The following is a 17,042-nucleotide window of genomic DNA, read 5'->3' as shown; positions in this document are numbered from 1 at the left end:
TTTAGATAATATTTTATGTAGATATATAAATATAAGTAACTTATTTTCAGTTAAAATATAGATAAAAGGATGATTTATGATGGTAGTCTATTTGGAGGGAATTTGCTCTGACCTTGGGACAATTGGTTAGGGAATAAGGAATTCTCTATCATTGGCGATCGCTATGTCCATATAACAAGTATCAGGAAATAGATGAATCAAGTTGTCATTGAAAATCCTATTATTAACTCTGCCTTCTTGGAACCCAAGTACCACTTTCGCTTTGACGATGATGGTATTACCGATGAAATTCTCGAAGAGCGTCGCATCAGCCATTATTTTATCCCGATCGCCCAACCGAAGAAAAAAAGCAAGCAGTTTCAACAACTAGAGCTAAATCTAGGTGAATGGACACAAGACAGAGTAGCAGAAAACAAGTTTATTAACCAAATTCGCGATCGCGTTAGCCTGTGGAGACGTGGCGGCTATCTCTACGTTACCCCTACCACTAAAAAATTGTTGGCATATTGGACTAACCCCGATCGCGAACGTAAATTATATTTTTGCCAAATAGAAGCTTTAGAGACAGTTATCTATATCACCGAAGTTGCAAAAAAGTGCGGCGATAACTGGATTGAGAATCAACTCCGACAATTCAATGAAGATGCGAACCCGCTGCTGTTCCGCATGGCCTGTAAAATGGCGACAGGAAGCGGTAAAACAGTAGTCATGTCAATGCTGATGGCGTGGCATACTCTTAATAAAGCCGCCAACCCTCAGAACAATAAATTTAGCGATGCTTTCTTAGTAGTAGCACCAGGAATTACCGTGCGCGATCGCCTGCGGGTACTCCAACCTAATGATGCTGAAAATTACTACAAAAAACTTGACCTAGTACCACCAGATTTAATCCCAGAATTAGAAAAAGCTAAAATTGTTATTACTAACTATCATGCCTTTAAACTGCGAGAACTTAATTCAGCAGCTCGGTTAACTAAAGATATTCTCGCCCAAGGACAAAAAAGTGCTTTCACTGAAACCCCAGACCAAATGGTAAGGCGAGTTTGCAAAGGTTTAGGAAACAAGAAAAACATTATCGTGATTAATGATGAAGCTCACCACTGTTACCGTCGTCGCGTTGGTGATGACGATGCCAAGCTCAAAGGTGATGACCGCAAAGAAGCAGAAAAACGCAACGATCAGGCACAACTTTGGATTTCTGGCATTGAAGCTATAAAGTCAAAAATTGGGGTCAAAGTAGTTTATGACTTGTCAGCTACACCGTTCTTTTTAAAAGGTTCTGGCTATCAAGAAGGCAATCTATTTCCTTGGGTAGTTTCTGACTTTTCCTTGATTGATGCGATCGAATCAGGCATTGTCAAAATTCCCCGCGTTCCCGTATCTGACGACAACATGAAAGGCGAATTGCCTGCTTATCGCAGTATTTGGCCATTAATTCGCGATCAACTCCCCAAGAAAGGACGCAGTACCCAAGATGAAAGTAAATCATCACCCGAACCAAAACTTCCTAAAGAGTTAGAGGGAGCCTTAGAAAGTCTCTATAGTAACTACAAAAAAGCTTTTGAATTATGGGAACAGGACACAGAAGCTACTGACAGAGGACAAACACCGCCTGTATTTATCGTTGTTTGTAATAATACCAATGTCTCTAAATTAGTTTATGACTATATTGCTGGCTGGGATACTGGCAAAAAATATCCTGATGGTAGACCTGTTTTAGCTCCCGGTAAACTACCATTATTTAGTAACGTCCAAAACGAAAACTGGACAGCTAGACCTAACACGATTCTGGTAGACAGCGAACAACTAGAATCAGGCGAGGCGATGAGTGCTGAATTCAAAAAAATTACAGCACAGGAGATTGAAGAATTTAAAGCCGAATATCGACAAAGATATCCAGGTAAAGATCCCGAAAAAATCACACCAGAAGAGTTACTGCGCGAAGTATTAAATACCGTTGGTAAACCCGGAAAACTGGGGGAACACATTCGCTGTGTAGTCTCTGTTTCTATGTTGACTGAAGGATGGGATGCTAGTACCGTCACCCACATTTTAGGGTTAAGAGCTTTTGGCACTCAGTTGTTGTGCGAACAAGTTGTTGGACGGGGACTGCGACGGATTAACTATGCAGTGAATAAAGAGGGAATGTATGAACCCGAATATGCCGAAGTTTACGGTATTCCCTTTGCTTTTATCCCCTGTGCAGGTTCTAATAAAACACCCAAGCGGGGAACACTCCCTACCCGTGTTCGAGCTTTAGCAGAACGAAATGAATCTGAAATTACTTTCCCTCGATTGACGGGTTATCGCTACGACATTAGTAGGGGCAAATTAACAGCTAATTTTACAGATGTTTGTCAATATGTTATCTCTACGGCTGATTTGCCTACTCTTACAGTCAATGCTCCCATTGTTGGTCAATCCAGTATTCATACATTGGATCAATTGAAATCCCACAGAGAACAGGAAGTCGCTTTTTTGTTGGCAAAACTAACTTTAGAAAAGTATTTTCGATGGGATGGGAATCAGAAACCAGAAAAAACTACAATACATTTTTTTGATGCAGATGTACAAGCTTGGTTGTTTCCCCAAGTTTTGCAAATAACTAAACAGTGGCTCAAAGAATGTGTCCGTTACAAAGACAATACCTATCCTCAGTTGTTAATGCTGACTGAATTTGCCCACGATGCGACAGACAAGATTTATCATGCCATTGTGGAAGGAGAGTTGCGAAAATCTTTAAAGCCAATTCTCCGCCCCTATGATACTTTTGGTTCGACTCGCTATGTAGACTTTGACACCGCCCGTGCGGTTTATACGACTAACCCTCATAAATGTCATGTTTCTCATGTGGTACTCGATAGTAATTGGGAATCAAAGATGGTGCAATCCTTAGAACAAATGAATGAGGTTATCTCCTATGTAAAAAATCACAATTTAGGCTTTACTATTCCCTATACTCTCAATGGGGAACAGAGAAATTATTTGCCTGATTTTATTGTGCGAATTAATGATGGGCAAAAAGAACTACTGAATTTAATTTTGGAAGTATCGGGGGAAGCGAGAAAGGACAAAGCCGCTAAGGTGGCGACTGCTAGAACTCTTTGGATACCAGCAGTAAAAAATCACGGGGGATTAGGGCGTTGGGATTTCTTAGAAATATCCGATCCTTGGAATGCCGAAAAATCTATTCGGATGTATTTGTCTCAGCAGACAGCACAAACGGACACGAATATTAGTACCATTCAAAAAACCCCTGGTGTCTGTGGAGGTAATGCTAGGATACGCAATACACGCATTCCTGTCTGGACAATTATTTCTTTTTACAAACTGGGGGCATCTGATGAGGAAATACTGAGGAATTATCCGGGGTTAACTCCCGCAGATTTAAGATTAGCTTCGTCATACTACGAACAGCATCAAACTGAAATCGATCGAGTAATTGCTGCCCAGGATGACGATGATGAAGATAGCTAGGCTTTACTCTAACGAAAATTTACCCCTAGATATCGTCAACAAACTTCGTTATCTCGGACATGATGTGTTGACATCCTATGACGCAAAACAGGCTAATCAAGGAATTCCCGATGATGATGTTCTCAAGTTTGCCCATCAACAAGAGCGGGCTGTGATTACGCTCAATAGGCAGGATTTTATTGAACTACACAAGCTTGTCAAAGAACACAGTGGAATTATCCTGTGTAAAGAATGTCAAGGAGATTTTGATTATGAACAACAAGCCTTAAAAATTCATGAATTGATTTTAGATTTCAGTGAATTGAAGTCTCGATTGTTTCGAGTACAAAAGCAGAATGTCAAAGGCTGTAAAATTCAAACATTTATCTATAAGGAAATAACTAATGCCTAGGAAAAAGAATGACAAATCTACACCTATTGATAGTGTGAAACATCAGGATAAACGGGCTAATATTCCTACTGAAGAGTTGCGTGATTTTATGGCTGACGACGAGAAAAAACCTCAAAAAGTTCTCTATCCCCGCGATCCATCTTTAGATCCGCAGTTGGTGTGGCAGGGGAAAGATGAACAGGACAGTCAGGATTTAGAAGTGCCTGCTGTGCCGATTTATATTCAGGAAAAAATACACCCCCACGCAATTATTGAGGATTTTAAGAAGCAGGTTAAGAAAGAACAGCCAGCGGAACAATTAAGTTTATTTAGTGATTTCAATGGGTTAGAGTTTGACCAATTAATTGACTTTTATCAGCATAAGGATGGGGTGAAGTGGGCTAACCGGATGATTCTGGGTGATTCGCTGTTGGTGATGAATTCATTGGCGGAGAAGGAGGGTTTAAAGGGTAAAGTGCAGATGATTTATCTTGACCCGCCCTATGGGATTAAGTTTGGTTCTAATTGGCAGGTTTCGACTCGGAAGCGCGATGTTAAAGATGGGAAGGCTGAAGAAGTAACAAGGCAACCGGAACAGGTGAAAGCTTTTCGGGATACTTGGGAGTTAGGGATTCATTCTTATTTGAGTTATTTACGCGATCGGTTGGTTGTAGCAAGAGAGTTATTGACGGAAACTGGTAGTATCTTTGTGCAGATTGGCGATGACAATGTGCATTTGGTTCGGTGTTTGATGGATGAGGTTTTTGGGAGCGAAAACTTTATTACTCAAATTTCTGCTACTACTAAAGTTTCTCTAGGAAGTAAATACATCGCTGGGGTTCAAGATTATATTATTTGGTACTCCAAAAACAAAGAAAGTGTTAAATATAGACAGCTCTATGAAGAAAAAGATTTAGTAAGCAATTCTGAATTTACTCTAGCACAGGATATTGATGGTAATCATCAGAGATTAACAACTGAAGACAAGCAGGAAAAAAGTCATATTAGCGATAACTTAAAAATTTTTCAACGCATCGATTTACTTGCGACTGGTTGGGGAGCTAGTACAAATTTTCCTATTGATTATCAAGGCGAAAAATTTTATCCATTAAGGGGCAAAAGCTGGAAAACGCATTTGCCAGGAATACAAAGATTAAAATTAGCTAACCGAATAATTAAACTAGGTGGATATCTTAGATATAAATCTTTTTTTGATGATTACCCTGTTAGCCAAATTACAAATGTTTGGGCAAAAACGGCTGGTGGTTTCTCGGAAAGCAAAGTTTATGTAGTTCAAACAAATCCCAAAATAATTGAAAACTGTCTTTTAATGACTACAGATCCCGGTGATTTAGTATTAGATCCAACCTGCGGATCTGGAACCACAGCGTATGTTGCCGAACAATGGGGAAGACGTTGGATTACCATCGACACAAGCCGTGTTGCCTTAGCACTAGCTAGAACTCGCCTCATGTCTGCTAAATATCCCTACTACCTACTAACAGACTCCCCTGAAGGCATCCAAAAAGAAGCCGAAATCACTAAACAACTGCCATCAACACAACCTAAGACAGACAACGCAATCAAAAAAGGCTTTGTTTATAAGCGCGTTCCTCATGTTACATTGGGATCAATCGCCAATAATCCAGAAATTGATACTATCCATGCCAAATGGCAGTTACAACTAGAACCAGTTCGCACTCAATTAAACCAGTTGCTCAAAAAATCCTGGGAAGAATGGGAAATTCCCAGAGAATCCGATGCCAAATGGTCAGATGAAGCTAAAGAATTAATAGCTAAATGGTGGCAACTCAGGCAACAACGGCAGAAAGAAATCGATGAATCTATTGCGCGTAATGCCGATACCGAACTACTCTATGACCAACCTTATGAAAACAATAAACGCATTCGGATAACTGGCCCGTTTACTGTCGAAAGTCTTTCACCTCACCGCATTCTTTCTACTGATGAAGCATACCCAGCCTCAGAACAGGAAGGCGTTACCCAAGCATCAGATCAATTTGAAGTCAGAATCATTGACAACCTGAAAAGGGCAGGAATCCAAAATACTTTAAAAAATCAACGCCTCAAGTTTGAAAATTTAGAGTATTTAGAATCTCATGCGGGTACTTACATTCATGCTGTAGGCGAGTACGCAGAAAGCGATGAAACCATCAAGCGGGTAGCAGTCCACATCGGGCCAGAATACGGCACTGTCAGCGTTGATGATATCAAAGAAGCTGCCAAAGAAGCTGTTAAAGGCTTGGGGAATGATGTATTAATTGTCTGCGGTTTTGCCTTTGAACCTAATGTTAATGAAGAAGCAAAACGTTATGGCAAATTGCAAGTTTTAATCACTCGCATGAATCCTGATTTGTTACTGGGTGATGAACTGCTCAAGAAAACAGGGGCTGGTAATTTATTTATGGTATTTGGCGAACCAGATATTGAGTTAAAACGCCAAAATGGTCAGCTAGTAGTCACCTTAAAAGGCTTAGATATTTACGATCCGACTACAGGAGAAATTCGCAGCAGTTCGCCTGATGATATTGCTTGTTGGTTTATTGACACTGACTACAATGAGGAAAGCTTTTTTGTGCGTCATGCCTATTTTACAGGTGCTAACCAACCTTATGAAAAATTAAAGCGGGCGCTGAAAGCAGAAATTGATGAAGATGCTTGGAGTCAGATGTATTCTACTACTAGCCGTCCTTTTGATTCTCCCAAAGGCAAGAATGGTAAATCGGGAAAGATTGCGGTTAAGGTGATTAACCACTACGGGGATGAAGTGTTAAAAGTGTATGAAAGTCTTTAGAACTTTTGACACTTCACAAAACCTAAAGCCGATGGCGGGATTTGAACCCGCGACCGATCGATTACGAATCGGCCGGGGCTAAGTCTGCGGAAATCGTGGAGATGCTTCGGCAGGGCGTAACAATCTCCTCAGATCCATATTCAACTAACTCAAGTGCCCATTTTTTGGCAAATGAATTTGCGTGTTCGGGCGATCGACAAAAATTATTCGAGATTCTGTGAACTTCCCCACCTGAGAATTGCTGGTGGCGCGAAATATTTTAAACGTTCGGAACCCTTTCATGACTGTTACTGTCGGTAAGTGATCAGTGCAGAAAATGGCCGGGATACGAGACTCGCCGACTGATCCGCAACATTAGTGATAGCACGGATACAATTTTGGCAGGGTCGAGTCCATGGGCGATGTTTACGCCTAGTCCTTGCTCGGCTGCGGTAGTACCCTCAATCAGCCTTGTTTTTATTGTTGCCACCCCGCCGTCAAGCATCAAACCATTTGCATTGCCAGCAGTCTTCGTTCCAATATTTCCGTCATGGATTAGGGAGACGTTTAAGCCGTCAGCACTCTGAAGCCGAAGTAAATCGTTTCCATAGCCAGCGTGGTAAAGGGATACGGCTGATAACCCGCCTTTGTGAAAGGCAAGAAGTGGTTACTACCTCCAAAAAAGCTTGTGTAAGTGATTGGCGGATTATTCTTTAAAATCCGCTGCCCTCCAGCCAGACTGAGGAATCCAGCCACTATTCTCTGCCACAGACTAGGGTGAGGGTCTGTTTTTGCCTCATGCGCGGTAATTGCCGCCGTGGTCTCTGTGTCGCGGGCGATCGCAGAGGGAATGTCCGCGTCAGTCAAAGCTGTACCGCTTTGCCGATACCGTCCGTCTCCTTCTGCCTGCGTTAAATAAGTCGGGTGAGGATCTGTTTTGGCTTCGTGGTTTGCGATTGCCTGGGCTACTTCAGAATCCCAGGCCAACTCTGGAGGCAGAGCCCCGGAGGGCTGTAAGTTTACTAATGGCATTATACTGATTAGGTTATTAACGTCGCTTCGCAAAATTGACAGTTAGATACACCACCATTCCCCATAAGGCTGATGGCTCCCAGGTATCGTGGCTCGCCTGGATCGGGATACCAGTAAAATCCGACGGGAATAACTGCTTCATAGAGAGCTGCGGTAACTGTCGGGCCCTCTCTTATTAAGACTGGGTTCGGGCCTAAATTATATATAGAAAATGTAGCTCGGTTAGCGTTTGCCGCTATCAGCGGAGTGGTAGGGGGCGTAGGACCAGCGGGTATGGCTATGGTGTTACACACTTTGGCGTTGCGAGTGTCTTCAGCAATATTGATGCTTGATTGAGTTTGTGGATTTAGATTACTAAACGGCATTCTTTGTATACGATAGATAGTAAGTCTAGTATACACAATTTATACGATACATATGACTAATATCGTACTCCCGACAACGCCCGGGACAGTGACCGCTACTACGCTAGAGGGGATGATCTTCCAGCTAGCCTGGAATTTTGGGATAGGCGCAGAAAAAGACTCAATAAAAAATCCCAACCAGGTTGACTACGTGAGTGCTACTATCGAGCCCGAATTTGTATATGAGTCTTATCCAATCGCAAACGCTGGGCGAATGGTAATTGTGGTATCCGGGCTGCCCATTGCTACTGTGGCGCTTCCCTACTCAGGGCGATCGACCGTCGGCTTAAGTGATTATCTAACTGGATCGGGATTTCTTCCCGGCAGCGGCGGGACGCCAACCTTTGCCCTTGCTGCTGCCAATTGGTGTCAGCATTTATGGGATGCCATTTTACTTCTGCATCGGCTCCAGATCCAGCCGGCAAAGAATCCATTAGGATTGAACTTAGTGGCTAGCTGGAACATGGAAGGAGCGGGCACCAACAGCGTCTTAAATGCAGTGGGGAGTGCCAATTTGGAACTCCCTCTGATGTTCGTTAACAGTGGTGGATTTCCTACAATTTCGGCGACATCTCCAATGGGCAATTTAATATAATGTTTCAGGAATCGAGACCAGAAATTACTGGTATTTTTCAGACCAATTTCGCCCAAATTGATACCACAATTAAGCCCATAATTGATTGGGCTGCAATTTGGGCTGCCTATATGCCGCCTGTTGGGTGGACGATTGCGGGGCGAGCCTCTGAGATTAGATTTATGCAGGCGATTTACAATCTTCCTAGTATTAGGCGGGCTCCGGTGCCGGATATAACATTGTATGAAGCCGACGAAATTACCAGGAACAAGATGCAGGAGAATTATCGGCTTGCTCCCTGCAAGGCAATTAAATTATTTGTGGATCTAGGGGATGGAATATGGCAAAATAGATCCGAAATATGGATCCAGAACGTAGGGCAAGAGGGCTTCAAGGAACTTAAGATGCCTTATCTTTCTGATGCCTCTGGCTTTTGGGGAGCGAATCAAAAAGTAGGAGCGCAGATTGTTCCCGCAGGAGTTCCAGTTAGCGGTGGATTGGGTGCGAATGATTATGTAAGAGTCCACGGCTCTTACCGAATAATCCCGACACTTGTGCCGGATTTAGGTGCCAAACCCTTCGGCAGCGCCCAGGGATTTTCTGTAAATGTAGGCACTACCTCTCCTGTTCAGATTTTACCCGCGCGAAATTCGCGATCGCTTCTGTATCTCACCTCCACTGGAAAGATTTGGTTCTCGTTTGCGAACAGTTCCGCTGGTGTTGCTCCAGCCCGGGCTTGCGCCTTCCTTTCTCCAGGAGGCGCCCTCTCCTATGAAAATGGGCGCCTTGCCTTTGATGGCGGCCGGGGCGATATTATCTCGCTTAAAAATACCTTGGGATTTCCCCTGTGGGCGATCGCAGAAGGCGCATCTGCCACAATTAGCGGTACGGAGTATTTTTAATGGTTTTACCTACAATTGATCCACAGAGAGGAAGGGCTGGGATTGGATTCGAGGTTGCCGGAATAGGCAAGGCCGGCATTTCTATCGGAGCCGACAGTATTGGTGGCAAGCTTGGTCTTGGGCCCGTAAGCGTGGGCGTTGGCACGGGCTCGGCCTCGGGGTTTGAATCCCTAGAATGGGATTTTGGTGTTGCCAAACAAAAAACCAACCAGACCGGATGCACGATCACCAGGGAATCGTGGATTGTAGGAGTTGGCGTTACCGAGTCGGAAACGTGGACAGACCCAAGATGTGAGCTGCCACCAACACCAACACCAACACCAACACCAACACCAGTCCAAATTTCGCCAAATCTCCCATCAGATCTGTTGCCAAATAATCCCTCTCCTCCTAAATTTGCAGTAGGGTGTAAGGTGTGGCAAAAAACGATTATTAGATATGGGTCTAACACTGGTAGCGGATCAAATACAACATTTGAAATCCCGATCCCCGATGGAATCGACTGGCAAAACTACGATGAAACAGTATCTTCAGACAATTATTTTACTTATTCGGAACCTCCTTACCATGACTTTCTGGCGCCAAACTATTTTTATCGCTTATACCTGAATCCCGGTGTTGGTAACTCAGGTTTTAGCGATTATTTTGGCATGTGGCTCCAAGAGACACAAGCATTGTGGGATGGTCTACAAGTAATGATTATAACTTCACCAGTTTACTCCTATCGTCCTAATCGTTTTGGCAAAATAATACAAATACATAATGTGAAAGAATTTTGGAAAAAGTCCGATGGGGGGTGGCAACTTTCCATAGAAACGAATTACTCGATTGATTCATTGTGCGTCCCCGAATCTCTCAAAATTGTCATACCTCCACCCAACCCACCACCTACAAAAATGGATAAAGCCTGCTGTGCAATGCTAAGTGAAGTTCACCAGGTTCTCGCTGCACGAGAAATGCTCCGAGGGAAATGTACTTTCCCTTGGCGCTTAAGAATGCCGGGCGGACAAGGGGAGGAAGTTATCAAAGATTATGCCAATTTCTTGCGAGCGTTAGCCCAGGAAATAGATCATTTAGGGATACATCCCCCCAAACTCTACATCCAGGATAATAATAATGCTGTAGAGGGCGACCAGACTGTAGATATTCAGTACCCAAGTGCCACATCCGCCTTCGAGGCGATGATGAAGCAGGTGTGGGACGACAACGCAGATGGAGACACCCGTACCAATTTTCTGTATAGATTGGCTTGGATGGGTATCCAGAATTCAGAAATGACACTGAAGTTAAGCGCAAAAGTTCATGCGCTCTGTGAGGGGCTGGGTATCGAAACAGAGGTAGACACCGCCAAATTTCCCCTGCCCTTTAACAATGCAGCAGGGGTGAAAGAAAAAAGTACCAGAGGTCAAGGCTTTGGAAAGAAAGGAAAAGAAATAGACAAAAGTGTGGATGCTAACACTGAGTTAGCTGTTGAAAAATTGCTCCCAGAATTTCTTAAGTGTAGGGACAATGAAGTCCTGATCGAGAGATATTCTGGGGATAAAGATATCAATGATAAATTATCATTAATATTGCTACACCTTGAAAAATTAAATTCTAAATAAGGAGCAAGCTAATGCCCGATAAAGTTATCAAAGTTGACGAAAAACAGACGAGCAGTGCTGCGACCAACTATGGAGATGCTGATAATAGCTGGCTCTCCAAAATTAAAGGCACTTTTGATTGGGTGAAAATCCCACAAATAGATCCGGGGAAAATAGCAAACGATATTAAGGAATTAGTGCTGAAGGGTTTGAGGGGAGAAATCTTAAAAGATATAGGTGGATTTTTTGCAGAGCATATAAAAAATATGATCAACAGAGGGAGAGATTTTGCGAAAAAGCAAATTGAGGCAGTGATGACTGTCAAAGGCAAAATTATGGGGCAGCTAAACACCTCCGAGGGAAAAGGATTAGCTATTTTTGGAGCAATATCCGCTGCCGTAATAGGAGGAGGAGTATTGCTAGGCGCAGGGCCCGAAGTCGTGACAGCGATGTTGCGGCTTTACCAAATTGGATACACCTTAAACCTGAAAGAAACTGATGAGCAAATTGAGCAACAGCTAACGGGGCAAATGACATCGCTATATTCGATGGCTGGTGATGCTTTCGGTACTGGACTAGCAAGCTTTCTCAGTGGGGGGGTTTTTCGGATACCTCGTATTCAAATTAATATGACAAGGGTAACGATTCTTTATCGATCGCTAAACGAAGAAGCCAGAGTTCAGCTAATTTCTCAGGTCAAAGGAATTAGTAGAAATGCTTTTTTTAATGGGTTAAGAATGTTGGTTAAAATTTTTTACCGAGACACTAGGAAGATGCTGAAGCAACTGGCGCAAAAAGCTCCAAATCATCCACTTATAAGAGCCATTCCAGGAGGCGCGGAAACTTTTAAGAAATGGGGTTCAGGGGGAGAACCCTGGAGCATGGCGCTGTACGTCCAAAAATCCCTAGAAAAACTTCAAGCAAGCTCAGATCCGTTTATTAAAAATATTGGTGTTTTTCTTGAATCTGCTGCCGAAAGTTTTGGAGAGGGAATTCAAGAATTCTTGCCCGATTTAGTAAGACAGCCAATAGCCTAGAGGAAATAACATGGCACAACCCAGATCCAGAGGAATAATGCGTCGCCCAAGGCTCACAGAAAAAGGGAAGCTCCTGAGCAATCAGGAGATTTCTAAAAATATTGATAATTGGGTGGAAAATGAATTTCAAGATGAACTAAGAATGACTGCATTTTTGGATGTAAATACTCGCCGTCAGGTGAGGCTAGCAACTGGAATTGGCGACATGGAAACTTTTACTAAAGAATTCAACAATGCGTTTGCAGCAACCTCCCAGTTATCTACTTCTGGGCAAAAAGCTAAAAAGGGCGATCGGGCTTTTGGGCAACCGTGGAACAACCGCCCGAGGTTGAGGAAAATCTCTCAAGAATACAAGATAGGTTATCGCGCCCCCATTAAATAAATGGCTAAATCTTCTTCTAAATCTTCTCCTAAATCTTCTCCTAAATCACCCGACGATCCAACAGATTTCGGAAGATTTGAGAGGAAAATAACCGAAGAAATAAATAAAAGAGAAGCTCCTACATTTGTAGAAGGGAATTCAATCCCGATCAATATAGAGGAGCGCTCTTTTTTCGATGTCTATGAACTTGATTTTGGTAGGCTAGATGGAGAGCCTCCCCTGATGATTGCAGGAAATGATGCCCAGATTGCCCTGCAAGCTTCCTTATTGCGAGCCATAGATCAGATGCTTGAATTTAGGGGGCTGGGGTCTTTCAATTTTTGGGAATGGGCTAAAAGATTCGAGATTGGGTTTGAGGGTTTTGAGAGCCCCGAGTTAAAAAAAATGCGGGGTGGTAAAAACAGGGAAGTCTGGCCCGGTGTAAATCGGGAAGATAGACCTTTGATCAGGGAATTAAAGCCTAGTGAAGCTCTGGGGGATATTGATTTCAAATTAATTCAATTTTTCCCGAATAGGAATGACAAATCGGAATGGAAATTGTTTCCGGGTTCCTACAGGGAAATAGCCCAGCAAATTGCTATCTATTGGAATCAGAAAGAGGGTGGCGTTAGCGGCGGTGTCACCTCCCGGCTGACATCTGATATTTCCCAACTGAGCAAGCACCCTTATATCAGTCTTTATTTCCGGGAGCTACCAGCTTCTGCTGGGGGTAGGGGCGGCACTCAATTAGAAAGCGAAATCAGCTTCAGGCTGATGGACATGATTGAATATGAGGGGCTAATTCCTAACAAATCTGTGATTTCTATTGCGGATATCAAGCGGTTCAAGAATTCCATAGAGCGCATTTTCAACGCTACCCCCGACAAGCCATATCAAATTCAGCGGGGGCGGGGTAGCTACACCTACAATAATTGGCCGCTTGGGTACAAACTATGGTTGCTGGGTAATTCCGCCTCGGAAGCGGAGCGGATTTTTAAAGATATTTTGAGGATTCAAAACCATACATTTGACGAAATCTACATGGGTGTGGGGGCTAGCAGAAATCCAGCCAAGAAATACCCAATATCGCAACCGAAAAAGAAGGTGGTTGGCGAGGACAAATCTTTACCAAATCAGAGGCAAACAGGCATCGTTACTTTTCGCTGGGCAAAATTAGTCCTGCCCATGACTAAAGAAACCTTTATACTGGTTTCCCGCGAAACAAGGACAAAAGTCGATGAAAGATTAAAATAAATGCTTTACAAAGAATACACAATTAAATTAATTCAAACTTCTAAGTTGGATGATTATCAGGGTTTTTTACGCGAAGAATTACCACCGTGGTCTGTGCTGGTGTCCGGATTTTGCGGTGGGTGCCCAAACACCAAAAGATGCGCTGCACCTTGCTAAGTGCAATATTGATGATGACGAGGCGCTTTGCCTCGCGAAACATAACGTTGATGATACAGCCTACAAAAATCAATTTGAAATATTCTAAACTACTTACCTATTGTCTGTAACATCTGCTTGGCTGTCTTCTCGTAGGTGAACTGTTTGTGGTTCTTGAAGAGAATAGCTGCCTGCTGGAAGTCTGCTTTAGCTTTAGCTTTGTTGCCAATTTTTTCGTAGGCGTCGCCGCGATTGAGATAGGTGGTGGCGTCATTGGGAGGCAGAATGCCAATTTTCAAGGCACTGTCAAAACAGTCGATCGCATTTTCATATTTTCCCAGAGCCGCATAACTCCTACCAATTTTAAAGTTAGATTCTGCCGATCGCTGTATCAGCAGGCGGTGCTTTTCGCGAAACTCCTCAATTTCTTCTTTGCTGCGAAAAAGGGCGTCAACCTCCACGTCCAAGGCGCTCCCATCCCTGACAGACTCATTCAGTAAAGATGCACCCGCCTCATTGTATTTTCTGATAGCTTCTTGATGCTTCCCTGCTGTTGCCAACTTGTCCCCCAGAGCCTCCAGCGCACCGGAATTGCCAGTAATTGCCCGTCCCTCAATTTCAGTGAGGCCGTCAGCGTAGCAGGTATTTTTGTATTTTTCATTAAGCTTGGCTTCATCTCGATCGGGAGGTAATGAGGGTGCTGCGGACTCTGTGGGGCTTGTGTCGATCGGGATTGGGATGGGTATTGGTACCTGAACTAGGGTGCAGCCACCACATAAAAGTGCGATCGCTAATATTGCTCGTTTGACAGGCTGCATACTAAAAATCCTAACAGTTTGGCTATGAAAATCTTCCCAGAATTTGGATGCTTGCAAGGGCGATCGCGCTAAATAAATTTATTCAGCACCCACGGGCTAGCTCCGTGCTGGAGATAATTTTGTTTTTTAAGCAATTTTGCTCGGCACCCAACACCGATCGGGACGCCAAACCCCCCACTTCTCCAATACTTAACAAAAATTTACAATTGCTCTTACAAAGGGTAATTACGATTTCGGAACATTTAAATAATCCTATACAACCTGCAACCCCCAAAACCACGTGACAACAAGCGATACAGCCATTGACAGCATTTATGGCGACCGCTAGGGTGAGAAGTAGGAGGAATATTCTTAAATGCCTAACAATAAATATCAAAATAAGGATGAGGTTTCCGTTGCCATGACCAACGGGTTGGTCTACGTATTTGAGACCAATGTTGACACAAACGAGAGAGTCGCTCTAGGGCATACCGTTATTGGCGCTACAGTGCCGGCCCTGGCCTTTAAAGGTGGGAATAGCCCTAAGCCGCGTAGGGCGAAGCGACTAACCGCCGATGGCTGGAATTCTTCATTTTGCGCTGAGACGCCGACAACTGTAATTCCAGCATTAAAAACAGCGGGTTGGCAGGTTGGTGGAACGCCGAAAAAGCGGGGAATTATTACTGGGGCAACTGCCCGCGCTGTGACCGTTTACGTACTTGTTCGTGGAATTAAATTTGCTTGGAATATGCCGAGCGAGACCCGGGCGTCGATTACTGATGCCACGATGACAGCTCTCGGTATCCAAGTCGCAACAGCGGCTGACATCGACACTCTTGTGTGGGGGGCCTCTCTCCCGAGACCGGCTAAGGTGCAATTTAAGAAAACCACCGGCCCCTTGGGCGGTGGAGCGGATATTTTGACAACCTATTGCGGCCAGGCCCAGGAAGACAATTTACCGGCTGGGTGGAAAATCATTCGGCCGCGGCTGAAATTCCCAGGCGATCCGCTAACCCCTTAAGTAAGGCTAACGACCTGGAGATTCCGACCCTCAAATCTCCAGGTAAAAATTAGGCAAAAATTTTGACAACAGTAAAGGGAAACCACAATGGACATACTAAAAGCAACGGACACCAAAACAGGTGAGCCAGCCCTGCCAACTCAGGCAGGGATTGAGGCTACACCAATTTTCAAGGCATTTTGTGATGCCAAAAAGCAGGAAGCTAAAGATTATGTGATGAATGCTTTTGGACTAGAAGTAAACCTAGAGGATTTGATCATCTGGCGCGACGATGCTGGCTGGCCCGATCCGATGGGCAAAGCCGCTTCTCACAAAATTATTGTCTCCAACCAAAAATACAGGGATAAGGAAGGCAATACTTTAGGTAATTACAATGTTTGGCGCAAACTACCGCCAGCACCAACTGACACTGAAATGCCTATTAATTCTTAGGTGATGAAATGTGGGCTTCGCTAGGGGAAGTAACACCTCAATTTGATTTATGGCTGCCATTCCCAAGCGATGCTGGCAGCGCCAGTGTATTTCGATTTCAATTTGTTTCTACTGGAAACCCCGAAAACATATTTAGCATTTTGTGGTTTCGTCGGGTATGGGAATTTGGGGTTCTTCGCGAAAAGCAAGTTGAGATTGCCCACCGAATATACCCCCAAATTCACTCAATCATCTTCTACCTGCCAATTCCCGATCCACTGGAATATGCGGGGTTAGTTCCAGCGGGGTATGAGTGCAAGTTAGAGCGTAGATACCGAAAAGGTAACTACGCCGAACCAATTTTTTATGTTTCGCTAGAAGCTTTTGTACCACCTCCGGGAACGCCAATTTCTGAGGCAGAAATCGACTTGAAATTGAGCGAAATTGATTTTCAAAAGATTATCAATAAGCTTGACAGTTTGCCTAATATTCCTGTACCATAAATTGTGGAAATCGTAGCAAAAAAACAATCTTCTAAATTACAAAAATGAGCAACTTAACTGAAGTAACGAACAGACTAGCGGATGGTCAGATCGAAATCTACAATGTATGCAAACGCTCGGCAGAAAGAGTTGCATATGCTTACGAATTAATTGCGGCGCTTGTAGAAGTCACGAGCCAACTTGAACAAGCTGTCGGCGACGATCCAACCTCGCAAAAATTCCAAGCAATTGCCGATAAAATTGCTACAGCACAAGAGTCTGCATCTGCGGATTTGGCGCAATTTCAAAACGTTATTGATGCGTTGCCGGACTTTGCTCCAGGCCTTCGGAGTATGGCGGATAGCCCATTCAATCAGCCTCCGGTAGTCTAGATTTATTGGGGGTTCG

15 protein-coding genes are annotated in these 17,042 nt (G+C 43.7%); 13 read left to right on the top strand and 2 right to left on the bottom strand.

Going from position 1 to position 17,042, the window contains the following annotated elements; translation table 11 throughout:
- Positions 1 to 192 precede the first annotated feature (192 nt).
- From JGK36_RS20085 to JGK36_RS20075, 3 genes are read left to right on the top strand one after another with little or no spacing between them, the layout of a single operon-like run.
- Positions 193 to 3,477, top strand: coding sequence for a BPTD_3080 family restriction endonuclease (locus tag JGK36_RS20085; RefSeq protein ID WP_293197574.1), 3,285 nt, complete (start codon positions 193 to 195; stop codon positions 3,475 to 3,477).
- The gene (locus JGK36_RS20080) at positions 3,461 to 3,868 is read left to right on the top strand and encodes a DUF5615 family PIN-like protein (protein WP_293197572.1); all 408 of its coding nucleotides are present in this window, start codon (positions 3,461 to 3,463) and stop codon (positions 3,866 to 3,868) included. The genes JGK36_RS20085 and JGK36_RS20080 overlap by 17 nt, the downstream gene beginning before the upstream one ends.
- Positions 3,861 to 6,662, top strand: a complete 2,802-nt coding sequence (locus JGK36_RS20075) for a site-specific DNA-methyltransferase (RefSeq protein WP_293197570.1) — start codon at positions 3,861 to 3,863, stop codon at positions 6,660 to 6,662. The genes JGK36_RS20080 and JGK36_RS20075 overlap by 8 nt, the downstream gene beginning before the upstream one ends.
- Before the next feature lie 546 nt (positions 6,663 to 7,208).
- Here JGK36_RS20075 and JGK36_RS20070 read toward each other — a convergent pair.
- Positions 7,209 to 7,673, bottom strand: coding sequence for a hypothetical protein (locus tag JGK36_RS20070; protein WP_293201073.1), 465 nt, complete (start codon positions 7,671 to 7,673; stop codon positions 7,209 to 7,211).
- A 417-nt stretch (positions 7,674 to 8,090) separates the two neighbouring features.
- Between JGK36_RS20070 and JGK36_RS20065 the strand changes: the two genes are divergently transcribed.
- Genes JGK36_RS20065 through JGK36_RS20040 form a run of 6 tightly spaced genes read left to right on the top strand, consistent with a single transcriptional unit; the run spans position 8,091 to position 13,788 of the window.
- Positions 8,091 to 8,672 carry a hypothetical protein gene (locus tag JGK36_RS20065; RefSeq protein ID WP_293201071.1) on the top strand — a complete coding sequence of 194 codons (582 nt, stop codon included), beginning with the start codon at positions 8,091 to 8,093 and terminating at the stop codon, positions 8,670 to 8,672.
- Entirely contained in the window at positions 8,672 to 9,553 is an 882-nt protein-coding gene (locus JGK36_RS20060) for a hypothetical protein (RefSeq protein WP_293177705.1), read from the top strand. The genes JGK36_RS20065 and JGK36_RS20060 overlap by 1 nt, the downstream gene beginning before the upstream one ends.
- Positions 9,553 to 11,157, top strand: coding sequence for a hypothetical protein (locus tag JGK36_RS20055; RefSeq protein ID WP_293177702.1), 1,605 nt, complete (start codon positions 9,553 to 9,555; stop codon positions 11,155 to 11,157). Before JGK36_RS20060 ends, JGK36_RS20055 begins: the two co-directional genes overlap by 1 nt.
- An 11-nt stretch (positions 11,158 to 11,168) precedes the next feature.
- On the top strand, positions 11,169 to 12,173 hold the full coding sequence (locus tag JGK36_RS20050; protein WP_293177699.1) for a hypothetical protein: 1,005 nt from the start codon (positions 11,169 to 11,171) through the stop codon (positions 12,171 to 12,173).
- Positions 12,174 to 12,183: 10 nt separating this feature from the next.
- Entirely contained in the window at positions 12,184 to 12,555 is a 372-nt protein-coding gene (locus JGK36_RS20045; RefSeq protein WP_293177696.1) for a hypothetical protein, read from the top strand.
- A complete protein-coding gene (locus tag JGK36_RS20040; RefSeq protein ID WP_293177693.1) occupies positions 12,556 to 13,788 on the top strand; it encodes a hypothetical protein in 1,233 nt (410 codons plus the stop codon).
- Between the two features lie 245 nt (positions 13,789 to 14,033).
- Here the strand turns inward: JGK36_RS20040 and JGK36_RS20035 are convergent, their stop codons facing one another.
- A complete protein-coding gene (locus JGK36_RS20035; RefSeq protein ID WP_293177690.1) occupies positions 14,034 to 14,741 on the bottom strand; it encodes a tetratricopeptide repeat protein in 708 nt (235 codons plus the stop codon).
- A 355-nt stretch (positions 14,742 to 15,096) separates the two neighbouring features.
- Between JGK36_RS20035 and JGK36_RS20030 the strand changes: the two genes are divergently transcribed.
- The 4 genes from JGK36_RS20030 to JGK36_RS20015 all read left to right on the top strand — a co-directional run bounded on the left by JGK36_RS20030 (position 15,097) and on the right by JGK36_RS20015 (position 17,026).
- Positions 15,097 to 15,741, top strand: coding sequence for a hypothetical protein (locus JGK36_RS20030; protein WP_293177687.1), 645 nt, complete (start codon positions 15,097 to 15,099; stop codon positions 15,739 to 15,741).
- An 87-nt stretch (positions 15,742 to 15,828) separates the two neighbouring features.
- A complete protein-coding gene (locus JGK36_RS20025) occupies positions 15,829 to 16,173 on the top strand; it encodes a hypothetical protein (protein ID WP_293177684.1) in 345 nt (114 codons plus the stop codon).
- 8 nt (positions 16,174 to 16,181) lie between these two features.
- Positions 16,182 to 16,655 carry a hypothetical protein gene (locus JGK36_RS20020; protein WP_293177681.1) on the top strand — a complete coding sequence of 158 codons (474 nt, stop codon included), beginning with the start codon at positions 16,182 to 16,184 and terminating at the stop codon, positions 16,653 to 16,655.
- A gap of 44 nt (positions 16,656 to 16,699) precedes the next feature.
- Complete coding sequence (locus JGK36_RS20015; protein WP_293177678.1) at positions 16,700 to 17,026, top strand: hypothetical protein; 327 nt, start codon at positions 16,700 to 16,702, stop codon at positions 17,024 to 17,026.
- The last annotated feature ends 16 nt before the right edge of the window (positions 17,027 to 17,042 follow it).

It is taken from the genome of Microcoleus sp. PH2017_35_SFW_U_B (assembly GCF_020737865.1).
In the GTDB taxonomy this organism is placed as follows: Bacteria; Cyanobacteriota; Cyanobacteriia; order Cyanobacteriales; family Microcoleaceae; genus Microcoleus.
The sequence above is the reverse complement of the archived record's forward strand: the minus strand, read 5'-3'. Positions and strand labels throughout refer to the sequence as shown.

Excerpts from the sequence above, each read along its gene's own strand:
- JGK36_RS20085 (WP_293197574.1), top strand. The coding sequence starts at position 193 with ATGAATCAAGTTGTCATTGAAAATCCTATTATTAACTCTGCCTTCTTG.
- JGK36_RS20080 (WP_293197572.1), top strand. The coding sequence starts at position 3,461 with ATGATGAAGATAGCTAGGCTTTACTCTAACGAAAATTTACCCCTAGAT.
- JGK36_RS20075 (WP_293197570.1), top strand. The coding sequence starts at position 3,861 with ATGCCTAGGAAAAAGAATGACAAATCTACACCTATTGATAGTGTGAAA.
- JGK36_RS20070 (WP_293201073.1), bottom strand. The coding sequence starts at position 7,673 with ATGCCATTAGTAAACTTACAGCCCTCCGGGGCTCTGCCTCCAGAGTTG.
- JGK36_RS20065 (WP_293201071.1), top strand. The coding sequence starts at position 8,091 with ATGACTAATATCGTACTCCCGACAACGCCCGGGACAGTGACCGCTACT.
- JGK36_RS20060 (WP_293177705.1), top strand. The coding sequence starts at position 8,672 with ATGTTTCAGGAATCGAGACCAGAAATTACTGGTATTTTTCAGACCAAT.
- JGK36_RS20055 (WP_293177702.1), top strand. The coding sequence starts at position 9,553 with ATGGTTTTACCTACAATTGATCCACAGAGAGGAAGGGCTGGGATTGGA.
- JGK36_RS20050 (WP_293177699.1), top strand. The coding sequence starts at position 11,169 with ATGCCCGATAAAGTTATCAAAGTTGACGAAAAACAGACGAGCAGTGCT.
- JGK36_RS20045 (WP_293177696.1), top strand. The coding sequence starts at position 12,184 with ATGGCACAACCCAGATCCAGAGGAATAATGCGTCGCCCAAGGCTCACA.
- JGK36_RS20040 (WP_293177693.1), top strand. The coding sequence starts at position 12,556 with ATGGCTAAATCTTCTTCTAAATCTTCTCCTAAATCTTCTCCTAAATCA.
- JGK36_RS20035 (WP_293177690.1), bottom strand. The coding sequence starts at position 14,741 with ATGCAGCCTGTCAAACGAGCAATATTAGCGATCGCACTTTTATGTGGT.
- JGK36_RS20030 (WP_293177687.1), top strand. The coding sequence starts at position 15,097 with ATGCCTAACAATAAATATCAAAATAAGGATGAGGTTTCCGTTGCCATG.
- JGK36_RS20025 (WP_293177684.1), top strand. The coding sequence starts at position 15,829 with ATGGACATACTAAAAGCAACGGACACCAAAACAGGTGAGCCAGCCCTG.
- JGK36_RS20020 (WP_293177681.1), top strand. The coding sequence starts at position 16,182 with ATGTGGGCTTCGCTAGGGGAAGTAACACCTCAATTTGATTTATGGCTG.
- JGK36_RS20015 (WP_293177678.1), top strand. The coding sequence starts at position 16,700 with ATGAGCAACTTAACTGAAGTAACGAACAGACTAGCGGATGGTCAGATC.